This window comes from Xanthovirga aplysinae (assembly GCF_009711365.1).
GTDB classification, from domain to species: domain Bacteria; phylum Bacteroidota; class Bacteroidia; order Cytophagales; family Cyclobacteriaceae; genus Xanthovirga; species Xanthovirga aplysinae.
The window spans coordinates 1-11,297 of sequence record NZ_SMMB01001202.1 but is presented as its reverse complement, the minus strand read 5'-3'; the positions used below and the strand labels follow the sequence as shown (position 1 = coordinate 11,297).

The 11,297-nt window shown below is 36.2% G+C and carries 11 protein-coding genes; 3 read left to right on the top strand and 8 right to left on the bottom strand.

Annotated features, from left to right (window positions below; translation table 11 throughout):
• The first annotated feature begins 139 nt into the window (after positions 1–139).
• The 3 genes from era (at position 140) to E1171_RS16715 (ending at position 3,327) form a co-directional block, all read left to right on the top strand.
• A complete protein-coding gene (era, locus tag E1171_RS16725; protein ID WP_155207198.1) occupies positions 140–1,030 on the top strand; it encodes a GTPase Era in 891 nt (296 codons plus the stop codon).
• A 252-nt stretch (positions 1,031–1,282) separates the two neighbouring features.
• The gene (gene der / locus E1171_RS16720) at positions 1,283–2,590 is read left to right on the top strand and encodes a ribosome biogenesis GTPase Der (protein ID WP_155207197.1); all 1,308 of its coding nucleotides are present in this window, start codon (positions 1,283–1,285) and stop codon (positions 2,588–2,590) included.
• A gap of 104 nt (positions 2,591–2,694) precedes the next feature.
• Entirely contained in the window at positions 2,695–3,327 is a 633-nt protein-coding gene (locus E1171_RS16715; RefSeq protein ID WP_155207196.1) for a SprT family zinc-dependent metalloprotease, read from the top strand.
• 7 nt (positions 3,328–3,334) lie between these two features.
• Here E1171_RS16715 and E1171_RS16710 read toward each other — a convergent pair whose 3' ends face one another.
• The 8 genes from E1171_RS16710 to E1171_RS16675 all read right to left on the bottom strand — a co-directional run.
• Entirely contained in the window at positions 3,335–3,910 is a 576-nt protein-coding gene (locus tag E1171_RS16710; RefSeq protein ID WP_155207195.1) for a hypothetical protein, read from the bottom strand.
• A gap of 166 nt (positions 3,911–4,076) precedes the next feature.
• On the bottom strand, positions 4,077–4,931 hold the full coding sequence (locus tag E1171_RS16705) for an N-acetylglucosamine kinase (RefSeq protein WP_155207194.1): 855 nt from the start codon (positions 4,929–4,931) through the stop codon (positions 4,077–4,079).
• Between the two features lie 478 nt (positions 4,932–5,409).
• Positions 5,410–5,655, bottom strand: a complete 246-nt coding sequence (locus E1171_RS16700) for a cytochrome b5 domain-containing protein (RefSeq protein WP_155207193.1) — start codon at positions 5,653–5,655, stop codon at positions 5,410–5,412.
• A 43-nt stretch (positions 5,656–5,698) separates the two neighbouring features.
• Entirely contained in the window at positions 5,699–6,859 is a 1,161-nt protein-coding gene (locus tag E1171_RS16695) for a formimidoylglutamase (protein WP_155207192.1), read from the bottom strand.
• Between the two features lie 158 nt (positions 6,860–7,017).
• Positions 7,018–8,316, bottom strand: a complete 1,299-nt coding sequence (gene nqrF, locus E1171_RS16690) for an NADH:ubiquinone reductase (Na(+)-transporting) subunit F (RefSeq protein ID WP_155207191.1) — start codon at positions 8,314–8,316, stop codon at positions 7,018–7,020.
• 339 nt (positions 8,317–8,655) lie between these two features.
• A complete protein-coding gene (locus tag E1171_RS16685; RefSeq protein WP_155207190.1) occupies positions 8,656–9,639 on the bottom strand; it encodes a radical SAM protein in 984 nt (327 codons plus the stop codon).
• A 104-nt stretch (positions 9,640–9,743) separates the two neighbouring features.
• Complete coding sequence (accD, locus tag E1171_RS16680) at positions 9,744–10,589, bottom strand: acetyl-CoA carboxylase, carboxyltransferase subunit beta (protein WP_155207189.1); 846 nt, start codon at positions 10,587–10,589, stop codon at positions 9,744–9,746.
• Positions 10,590–10,986: 397 nt separating this feature from the next.
• The coding region (locus E1171_RS16675; RefSeq protein WP_155207188.1) for a DUF4834 family protein at positions 10,987–11,297 on the bottom strand (311 nt) is incomplete at its 5' end.

Genomic DNA, 11,297 nt, shown 5'->3' with positions numbered 1-11,297 from the left:
GCTACCAACTGCTCCACCCCGCGATGTATCTTAAAACCTCAAAAAAATCCTTTAAGGTCGTCTTTTTCTCAAATGGAATACAAAAGTAGATGGCCGGTTGGTAAAAAACAAGTACCTTTGCGAAATAGTTTCAAGAAATATGACAACAAAATCACATAAGGCTGGCTTTGTGAGTATTATAGGAAGGCCAAATGCGGGGAAATCCACACTCATGAACCAAATGGTAGGAGAGAAGCTCTCGATCATTACTTCAAAAGCTCAAACTACCCGACATAGGATCATGGGTATTCTAAGTGGAGAGGATTTTCAGATCGTTTATTCTGACACACCTGGAATCATAAACCCGAAATACGAATTGCATCGATCAATGATGCGTTTTGTTAATACTTCTCTGGAAGATGCAGATGTTATTCTATTGGTTGCAGATATCTTTGAGAAATATGAAGAAAATGACGAGGTGTTGAACAAGCTAAATAAATCAAATGTTCCGGTTATATTTTTACTCAATAAAATTGATTTGAGTAAAGGTACTCAGGAAGCTGATAAAATGGCTTATTGGAAAGAGAAAGTTAAGGCTCAAAAATATATTTCAATTTCAGCTCTGCAAGGTCAGCATATTGATGAGGTATTCGGGACCATTATGGAATTACTACCCGAACATGAACCTTTTTTCCCTAAAGATGAACTAACCGATAAACCTGAACGTTTTTTTGCAGCTGAGATTATTAGGGAAAAGATCTTTATCAACTATAAAAAAGAAGTTCCTTACAGCTGTGAAGTAGCCATCACAGAATTTAAGGAAGACGAAAATATTATCCGAATGAGGGCAGAGATTTTTGTCGAACGAAAAAGCCAAAAGGGGATATTAATTGGGCATAAAGGTGAGTCTTTAAAAAAGGTGGGCAAAGAAGCTCGTCTAGAAATGGAAAAGTTCTTCGGCAAAAAGGTTTTTCTAGAACAATACGTTAAAGTAGAACCAGATTGGAGGAGAAAAGAAAATAAATTAAACCGATTCGGTTATAATCATTAAAGTATTTAAGAAATGAGATCCTGCTTTTTAAAATAATGTCCGTGATTTCAAACACTAAAAAGCTATCTCAACAAATGAAATTTGGCGCTTCTAAGTCATTTATTTTTAATATTGATTGATATTTTTTGAAAAAGCTAAATGCGCATAAATAAGCGCCAAATGATATTTTGATTAATTAAGCGAATAAAATAAAAGGAATATTTTTAAAACTGGGTGTGAGAACTTACCCTTTGAGGAAGATTTTTAAGAGTTATGGCAAATATAGTGGCAATAGTAGGGCGTCCAAATGTGGGGAAATCTACACTTTTTAACCGCTTGGTGGAAAAACGCCAGGCAATCATGGATGATGAAAGTGGGGTGACCAGAGACCGGCATTATGGCTATGCTCAATGGACTGGTAAATACTTTACCGTAATTGACACGGGAGGATATGTAAGTGGTTCGGAGGATGTTTTTGAAGGTGCAATCCGTGGGCAAGTAAAAGAAGCCATTGATGAAGCCTCGGTAATTTTATTTGTAGTTGATATTTTTGATGGTCTAACTGGCTTGGATAAAGACTTTGCAAAAGTACTTCGAGAAAGCAAGAAGCCAGTTCTTATTGTAGCCAACAAAGCTGATAATACAGAACGTGCTTACATGGGGGCAGAATTTTATGGTCTGGGAATGGGAGAAGTTTATCCTATATCTTCTGCCAATGGTTCAGGAACAGGTGAGTTATTAGATGAGGTTGTAAAACATTTTGGGGAAGAAGGGGAAGAAAATCCTGATGAAGGCATACCAAGAATTGCCATATTAGGACGGCCAAATGTGGGGAAATCTTCTTTCTTAAATGTATTACTTGGGAAAGAAAGAAGTATCGTAACTGATATTGCCGGAACTACTCGTGATTCTCTGAATACGCATTATAAATTATATGGTAAAGAGTTCATTCTAACCGATACCGCAGGGATTCGCCGAAAATCAAGAGTTAAGGAGGATATTGAATTTTATTCGGTGATGCGGTCGCTTCAGGCCTTACAAGATAGTGATGTTTGTATAATCATGTTAGATGCCGAACGGGGGTTAGAAGCACAGGATATGAACATTCTTGGTTTGGCTCATAAATACCGAAAAGGTGTTTTAATTATGGTCAACAAATGGGATCTGGTAGCCAAAGATTCTCGCACAGCTGACCAATTCCGAAAAGAATTGCAAGAAAAATTAGGTCCATTATCCTATATTCCAATAATATTTACCTCAGTTTTGAACAAACAACGTATTTTTCAGGCGGTTGAGTTGGCCGTAGAGGTGTTTGATAATTTGAATAAAAAGGTTCCTACTTCTACGCTCAATGAAGCTATGTTGAAGGAAATTGAGAATTATCCTCCTCCAGCCTATAGAGGGAAATACATTAAAATTAAATACATCACTCAATTACCATCAAAAACACCCACTTTTGCCTTTTTCTGTAATTTTCCTAAACACATCAAAGCACCTTACGAAAGGTATTTGGAAAATAAAATGAGGAAGCATTTTGATTTTAAAGGGGTACCCATCAAATTGTTTTTTAGAAATAAATAAATCCAAAGCCGGTCAATTTAATTTGACTGGCTTTAGATTTGCGATCCCAATTGTGGCACAATTAAAGAGGAGATAAAAAAGACTTACTTTTCTTAATAAAATAAATGAGCGCCAATCGCCTTAGAGGTATTTTAAAAAACTATGTCCCCGCAGAAGCTCTTGACTATTGTGTGTTTCTATGGGAAGAAAACCCCTTTCATTTTCAAATTACCAAGAATCGCCTATCTAAATTGGGAGATTATCGCTTTGATCCAATTAATGGCACTCATAAGATTACAGTTAATTTCAATTTAAATTCTTATGCTTTTGTCTTAACCTATATCCATGAAGTAGCTCATTTAGTAGTAACTAAGCAATTTGGGCATAAGGTGCTTCCTCACGGGTCCGAATGGAAAAAGACATTTAAAGGCCTTTTTAGCCCTTTGTTGAAACCTGAAATTTTTCCAGAGGATTTATTAAAGGCCTTGATCACCCACATGCGTTCTCCAAAAGCATCTTCAACTACTGATCATCAATTATGTAAAATCTTAAAAAATTATAATGAGGGGTCAGCTGCTCCTTTAAATTACTTATCGGATATGGGAATAGGTGAAGAATTTACTTTTCAAGGACGTAGATTCAAAAAAGAAGCAAAAAAGAGGACCCGTTCTTTATGTTTAGAGGTTTCCACTGGAAAAAGATACCTAATCTCCGAGATGGCAACTGTAGATACTGTTGAGGAATATCAAAAAGCCTAATCTAATTTCATAGAGCTGGTGAAATTCTCCGGATAATGAGCTGCTCCACCTTTTGAAAAAAAGCCTGTGGTAACATAGTACGCCAATCCTCAATTTGCAAATTTCCACCCATGTTGATATAGTAATCGATACTATAACTTCCCCATTCTTCCATTACATGTTCTCGAAAGTTAACCGCTGCTATCCAACCATCTTCCACATCCTCAAACCACTCTTCGTAATAGCAATCATCAGATCCATGAAAGTTGAGAACATTTTCACCAATAAGCACAAATTTTTTAATACCATGGCCAACAAAGTGATCAATTATATTTCTTTTTAGATGCATCACATCATTATTAATAGCATCATTCCATTCTCCCAGAAACTCAAGAATCACAAAAGCCTTGTCGTAATCTGCAAAAAGGATTTTGACATACAAAGTGTCAGACCCCATGTAATCCCACCCTGGAGCTATGTAGTAATTGTAGATTACATTGGAGTAAACATCATAATTGTATTCTTTTCCAAAAAATGGAGACTTATGATCACGGGAAGATTCATAATATTTTTCCCACTTATAAAAGGGTTCAATCTCGTGCATAATTTTTGGTGGCGTTTAGGGCAATTCAAATACCTCTAGCCTTAATAATGTACTTGTATCAATTCCCCATTTGTAATGCAACTACTAAAAAATAACGATTAATTATTTGAGGAGGGATACCTATGGTTATTTAATTTAACATTTAGCCCTTGCAGCAAACTATTTTTCAATTTTTCTTGTTTATCTCCTTCTGGTGATACAGCGTAAGCCCTGCAATCGGGCCTTCAACTATATTTCGAACATGTATTCCTTTTTCATTAGCCACCTGCCGAAGGATATTAGCAAAATAGAAAGCTATGGAACCACTGAAATGAACTTTCAATTTAGAATAATTGGGATAGTTCATTAAAACTTCTTCAAAAAATTGAAGGAAATTTTCATAAACCAACCTATAGACAAATGGATCTTTTAGATTTTGAAAGAGAAATTTTGCAAAACTTGCCAAAAACCGATTTGGAAAGGGTTGTTGGTAGACCTTATCGAGAAAATCTGTAGAGGCAGGTGGAAATCGATTTTCAAATCTTTCTCTTAAGGAAGTGGGTATTTGCTCTCTCAAATAACTTTTTAAAAATCTCTTCCCGATGGAGGTTCCACTTCCTTCATCGCCCAAAATAAAACCAAGAGGAGGGATATTTTTTTGAATTTCCTTTCCATCATAATAACATGAATTAGACCCGGTTCCCAAAATACAGGCAATACCCTCTTCATGCCCACAAAGTGCTCGTGCAACCCCCAAAAGGTCATTTTCAATGAGAATCTCTGTATTTGAAAAAGGTTTTTTGAAAGCATCCCTAACTTTCTTTATCTTATCTTCCTGCTTACAGCCAGCACCGTAAAAGAAAGTTTGTTTGGGCTGTCCTTCCAATTGAGGGAGAAGTTCCCTGGTAAGAATTTCCCTGATTTCCTCCTCTGATTGAAAATAAGGATTAATTCCAACGGTTTTAGCTTGGTTTATTCTTCCCTGCTGGTCTATGGTCCTCCAATCCGTTTTAGTAGAACCGCTATCTGCTATTAATATCATTTCCTTTTATGTTCAAAAGCGACTAATAAACGTCTCTTAAAGAAATCTGGAAACTCCTTTCAAAAGCCTCATTGGCTTGGGTTAAAAAAATATAAAGACAGGATTTTTTCGACTTTTTACCTTCGGTCGCTATTGTAAATAAGTCAATTCGTTTTAAATCACTTTAACTTTAGTCCAAGATTTCAATATGATTTCCATCAGGGTCCAATAATACCCTCACGAAATACCCATCTCCAATTATTCGAGGTTCTCCAAATCCTTCAAATCAATTGCTCCTGATTAATTCTGTAAACTCATCCACCTTATTTCTATTTCCAACAGAAATGGCAAGATGATCTATTTTCATTACCTCTTCCTTTTGGATTAAACAATCAAAAAATTCAATATGAATTTAATTTAGACAAATTAAATTAGCATCAATTTGATCACTTTATTACAATTCACATTCTTTAAAAAGTAATTCCGGATGAGGCATTAACTATTGTGTAATAAGCCTACCCACAATTTTCATGCGGTCAAATACTGCATCTGTATGTGGAGCATCAGGAAGCTCTTCGGTTAAGTCCTGTCCTGCCCAGTGCTCGTAATGCTTGCCCCTTCTCCAGAGCCTGGAGTGAGATACATCGTAAATATCCCCCTTATAGGCACACCAGATTTCTTCTCTGTCTTGTCCGTTCCGTAATGCTAATTGTGAAGGGGTAAATTCAAGAATACTAGATTTCATAAGAACGGTAAATATGGAAATAAAAAATAAACTACAAGTTTACTTAAAGTAACTTTGAATAAGTCCCTAACCATCGGTCCGGAAGTTCCCCTTTCGTGGCCATCTGATAATCAGAATAACTACAAGGAATAATATACTTAAGCTCTTTTTCGGTATAGGGTGTACTATAAGGCACTTCCATCCACCATTTTTGACTTAACTTACTTTTGTAGAAAGTGATGGCTTGTCCATCATGTTTTAATGCGACTACATATTTAAGACTAATTTCTTCCTTTATTTCAAACTCACCTTTCCTGTGGTAAAACCCTTCAATAAAGTACCAAATCATTATGGCTATAACCGAGGCTGTTCGTTTTTGAGCATCATCCAAATCAGGATTATATTCATAAAAACCTGCTGAGGACAATTTATCATTCAGGCCTGCATACCAACAAATTTGACAAGCTTCTTCCCCTGTTAATCCAAAAACCTGTGAATTGGCATTGGCAGGTGCATCGCCCGATTTAATGGCCGAAACATCAAAACTGAGCATATCGGCATTTCGGATAAGGGGTTCGGCTTCTCTAATTTCTGGACGAAGTTCGCCCAAACGACAGGCCTCAAAATTCATTCTACTTAAAGTTTTTAATGAACTGGGGTCAGTCAAATAGGCCTGATGTCCCATTTGAATAAAATTAAAAAGGTAGTTTGGTTCATGGAGAAAAATACTTTGAATATGCTTATCACTCATATCCTTTTCTTCTCCTTCTTCCATATCCAATTTGGCGTCTACATTTAAGATGGTGAGACGTTTTCTTATTCCTTGATACGCTTGAAACTGTCCAAAATCCAAATCATGCGAACCTCCAATTATCAGAGGAAGAACACCCATTTCCAATAAAGCACTGCATACTTCCTTCAGGTGAAGGTAAGTTTCTTCAAGGGTAACGCCGTTTCTTAAATTACCCAAGTCCACCACTTTGTAAGTACAATTTCCCTTTTTTAATTGATAAAACTTTTTTCGTATTTCGTTTGCTGCACCCTTTACCCCTTTGTTATTATTTGTTCCTCTCTCTTCCTCCAAGCCAATTAGGGCGATGTCTGCTTTCCAATATTCTGGCATTTTACCAGTATTAAGAGAAATATATTTTTGAAGAGAATTCCGACCATCAATATCTTTTAATAAATCTTCATTAACAGGCGAAAAGAAAAGGTGCAAATCCATAAAAAACGGGAATAGATGAAAACTAAACAGGGACTAGTTTTGTCCAAAATTTAAAAAAATTATAAGCCATATGGCTGCATTTTAAAATTAAACTTAAATAAACAAAAAAGGGAGAAAGCCGCAACTTTCTCCCTTTTGCAATTTCAAAGTTTTTAACATTAACTTCCGAAATCGTCAAATCGAATATTTTCTTGTGGAATTCCCAGATCATCCAGCATTTTTAATACCGCCGCATTCATCATTGGAGGACCACACAAATAGAATTCAATTTCCTCTGGCTCTTCGTGATTTTTTAAGTAGTTATCAAAAAGTGCCTGGTGTATAAACCCTGTGAAACCATCACCTTCCTTGGCATCAATACTTTCCTTCACTTTCCAATTATCTTCCGGCAAAGGTTCGGATAGGGCAATGTTGAATTGGAAATTAGGGAAGTCCTTTTCAATATTCCTAAAGTGATCTATATAGAACAACTCACGTTTAGACCTACCTCCATACCAGTAAGAAACTTTTCTACTTGTTTTCTCTGTATGGAATAAATGGAATATCTGAGCTCTTAGAGGCGCCATACCTGCCCCACCACCAATATAAATCATTTCCCGGTCCGTTGGGTTAATACAGAATTCTCCATAAGGACCTGAAATGGTAACTTTATCACCTGGTTTTCTTGAGAATACATAAGAAGAACAAATACCCGGGTTCACATCCATCCATTTGTTTGCATTTCTATCCCAAGGTGGAGTAGCTATACGAATATTCAACATAATGATGTTTCCTTCTGCTGGGTGGTTCGCCATTGAATAAGCCCGGAAAATAGGCTCATCGTTCTTCATCACCAAATCCCACATATTGAATTTATCCCAGTCCGGATAGAATTTCTTAGGATCATCACCAGTTGCCGGGTTAGGACTGATGTCCATGTCTTTAAACTTCACCTCAATGGCTGGTACATCAATCTGGATATATCCACCTGCTTCGAAATCCATGTGCTCCCCTTCTGGCAACTTCACAACAAATTCTTTGATAAAAGTAGAGACGTTGTAGTTGGAAACAACCTCACATTCCCACTTCTTGATACCAAAGATTTCTTCAGGTATTTCAATTTTTAGATCTTCTTTAACCTTGACCTGACAGGCCAGTCGAACTTTCTCTTTTTGCTCAGTACGGCTCAGGTGACCTACTTCTGTAGGAAGAACTTCTCCTCCTCCTTCGGAAACCACACATTTACACATGGCACAGGTACCTCCACCACCACATGCAGAAGGAAGAAAGATTTTCTCATTAGCCAGGGTGGTCAGTAAACTAGACCCAGCTCCTGTTGTAATGGTCTTTTCTCCGTTCAAAAGAATGTTTACATCACCTGATTGCACTAATTTAGATTGTGCATACAGGAGAATGAAAACTAGCAGCAAAATTACAATAGTAAAAGCAACTATTGAAGTAACAACAATTGATGTCATTTAGCTAAATTGTTTGATTGACAAAACATTAATCGTCCCCACCGAAATGGTGCACAAATATATTTATAATATATTAAATCCGTAAGGGAGGATGCATAAATTTTCGGCCTTAATTTCTTATAGATCGCTTTTTTATGCTAACATTAAATTGGGTTGAGACATCCAACACTCCTGTAGTTTTTTTGTAAAATCCTGTAAGGTAATTTTCCTTTAAAAAATTAGAATTCCAAAAAGTTAGAGATGGGTCATAAATTCTAGTTTAGCCTGCTAAAGGATTAGTTTACTTTCAATCAATTGGAAATTTCAAAGAATAAAAAACAACTAAAACACTGTTAAAAATCAGCGGTTTATAAGTCTTTTCCAGGTTCCTTTTCTAATGTTGTATTTTAAGGTAGAAGGGAGCGCTTTCCACCAGTAATTATTTATTTCTACTGCAAAAGAAGGTTGCATATAACAATTGATCACACATCCTTCACATTCCTTCAGCCTTCCTTCTTGCTTAATTAGGCTTTTAACTTCCTCCGATTTATAAATTCCGAATAAATTGCCTTTGATTGATATTTCTTCTTTACCAAGGTGATAACAAGGAAGAGATAATTTGTTCTCAGGGGTAATAACAATTGTCGAGCTCGCTGCTTTACATACAGGTTGATTAATGTGGTTTCCTCCATTCTTTCTAAGAGCTATAAAGGCTTGATTGAGGTAAATCCATTTTTTCTTTCCCCAATTTGAGAGTGAATTCAAGCTCTCCAATGAAAGGGGGGCTCCTGTTTTTGTTTCATTATAATCAAAAACAGGATTAAGGATTAAAACCAATTGGTTGGGAAGACAGATTTCTTGATAGATACTATCTATTTCCTCGATATTTTTTTCGAAAACAGTCATCAAAATATCGGGACGCTCCCCCAATTCTTTAGCTATTTGGATTGATTCTATAACATGATCAAAACAGGCTACTCCGCGGCTTTCATTATGCATCTCTGGACTGCCATAATCCAGGGAAAAATGGAGCATATCAATCTTTCCTTTTAGACGCTCAGCATATTTAGGATATAATAGGGCATTGGTAGTTACAGTAGTTATAAACCCCATATTTTGCGCAATTCCGAGAAATTTGTCCAATTGCCGGTGCAGAAGAGGTTCTCCCCCTGTAAAATCAATTACTTTAACACCTAGCCTTTTTAGGTCCTTGAGGTTTTGTTCTACATTTTCAAGACTGGCATAAGGAGAAGGCTTTTCCCAGATATCACAAAAACTACAAGTGGCATTGCAGCGATATGTCAAATAATAATTACATAAAACAGGATGGGAAATTAATCGCATTCTAAAAATTAAAAGGGTAGGGGTAGGCTGCCTTGCTTTTATCAAAGGGGAATCCTTCCTCAAAAAAATGACAATCCTTTTGGGATTGCCATTCTATCTTAAGTTTATTTCTCCTTCAACATTTTAATCAGGGATGTGAGTTTTCGTTTCAGATTTCTTCTGTCAACAATAAAATCAAGAAACCCATGGTCCAAAACAAATTCCGCACTTTGAAATCCCTTAGGAAGGTCTTTTCCAATAGTTTCCCTAATTACCCTTGGCCCAGCAAAACCTATCAAGGCGCCAGGTTCTGCTATATTAAAATCACCTAACATGGCGAATGAAGCGGTTACTCCTCCGGTAGTAGGATCGGTGAGCAAGGAAATATAAGGAACTTTAGCTTCTGCCAATAAGGCTAACTTGGCTGATGTTTTGGCCATCTGCATAAGTGAATACCCGGCCTCCATCATTCGGGCTCCTCCTGATTTGGAAATCATCAGAAATGGAATTTTCTTTTCTAAAGAATAAGAAATAGCCCTAGAAATTTTCTCTCCCACTACTGAACCCATAGAACCACCAATGAAGCTAAAATCCATACAGGCAATCACCAAATCCAGTCCGTTTATTTTTCCATGCGCACTGCGTACTGCATCTTTTAACTTTGTTTTCTTTTGAGAAGCTTTGATCCTTTCCGGATAGGGTTTAGAATCAACAAATTCAAGTGGATTTGCAGAGGAAATTTCCTCATCTAATTCCTCGAATTCATTATTATCAAACAGGATCTCAAAATATTCTTTCGAACCAATTCTCACATGGTAATCATCATCGGGACACACATAGGCATTTTTCTTCAATTCCCGCATGTGAATAATTTTACCTGCAGGACTTTTATACCATAAGCCATCAGGTAATTCCTTTTTGGCTTCAGTTGGTGTCCTTATTCCTTTTTCTTTTCTGGTAAACCAAGGCATGGCTAGAACTTTTTACATTAATATTTCTAGTGGAGAATAGTTTAATTATTCACCACGTCCTTAATGCTTACACTTCTGTATTATTTATAAATTTCAGTTTCTTAACTAAATAATCTCTTATTCAAGATTATTTTCAAAATAACCGAAATATATTAAGTTGCTAGAACACAGTAAGTTGTAAGTTTTTTGGTCATTTAAGCTTGTAAAGATATTTATATTTTGTGAATTCCTAATAGTTCTGGAGTTAAATCTAATATTTAGACTCTGCCTAAAGTAACAAATTCCCCTAATTGAATAGCAGATAACGTTTTACAATTTGAAAGGGTAAAAGCTAAAAAATAACTTGCAAAGGGAAAAAAAGTGAAGTGGCTGACAATTTTAAGCTTTCTTAGTTCTTTTAATCTTTCAGCTCCTCATAATCTATATAATCTCCACCTTTAAAAGATTGGGCATCTTTACTTTTCTTTTCAGGTTTATATTGGATTTTTATATCCCCCTCCTTTTGAAAAGAAGATTGCTTATGAAAATGGGCGTTTTGGTTCCCACTATTATATTGGCGCACTTGATGACCTAAGAGGCGGTAAATAAAGCGCATTATACCACTACTTAAGCGGATGAGAAGATAAAATAAAAGAAGTATTATCAAAAAAACCTTCATCGTAATAATTTTGAATTTTAAGTGAGAGCCATGAGTAATTGAACACATGG

What these genes read in the sequence shown, in the direction of transcription:
- era (WP_155207198.1), top strand. Translation starts at nt 140, where the DNA reads ATGACAACAAAATCACATAAGGCTGGCTTTGTGAGTATTATAGGAAGG.
- der (WP_155207197.1), top strand. Translation starts at nt 1,283, where the DNA reads ATGGCAAATATAGTGGCAATAGTAGGGCGTCCAAATGTGGGGAAATCT.
- E1171_RS16715 (WP_155207196.1), top strand. Translation starts at nt 2,695, where the DNA reads ATGAGCGCCAATCGCCTTAGAGGTATTTTAAAAAACTATGTCCCCGCA.
- E1171_RS16710 (WP_155207195.1), bottom strand. Translation starts at nt 3,910, where the DNA reads ATGCACGAGATTGAACCCTTTTATAAGTGGGAAAAATATTATGAATCT.
- E1171_RS16705 (WP_155207194.1), bottom strand. Translation starts at nt 4,931, where the DNA reads ATGATATTAATAGCAGATAGCGGTTCTACTAAAACGGATTGGAGGACC.
- E1171_RS16700 (WP_155207193.1), bottom strand. Translation starts at nt 5,655, where the DNA reads ATGAAATCTAGTATTCTTGAATTTACCCCTTCACAATTAGCATTACGG.
- E1171_RS16695 (WP_155207192.1), bottom strand. Translation starts at nt 6,859, where the DNA reads ATGGATTTGCACCTTTTCTTTTCGCCTGTTAATGAAGATTTATTAAAA.
- nqrF (WP_155207191.1), bottom strand. Translation starts at nt 8,316, where the DNA reads ATGACATCAATTGTTGTTACTTCAATAGTTGCTTTTACTATTGTAATT.
- E1171_RS16685 (WP_155207190.1), bottom strand. Translation starts at nt 9,639, where the DNA reads ATGCGATTAATTTCCCATCCTGTTTTATGTAATTATTATTTGACATAT.
- accD (WP_155207189.1), bottom strand. Translation starts at nt 10,589, where the DNA reads ATGCCTTGGTTTACCAGAAAAGAAAAAGGAATAAGGACACCAACTGAA.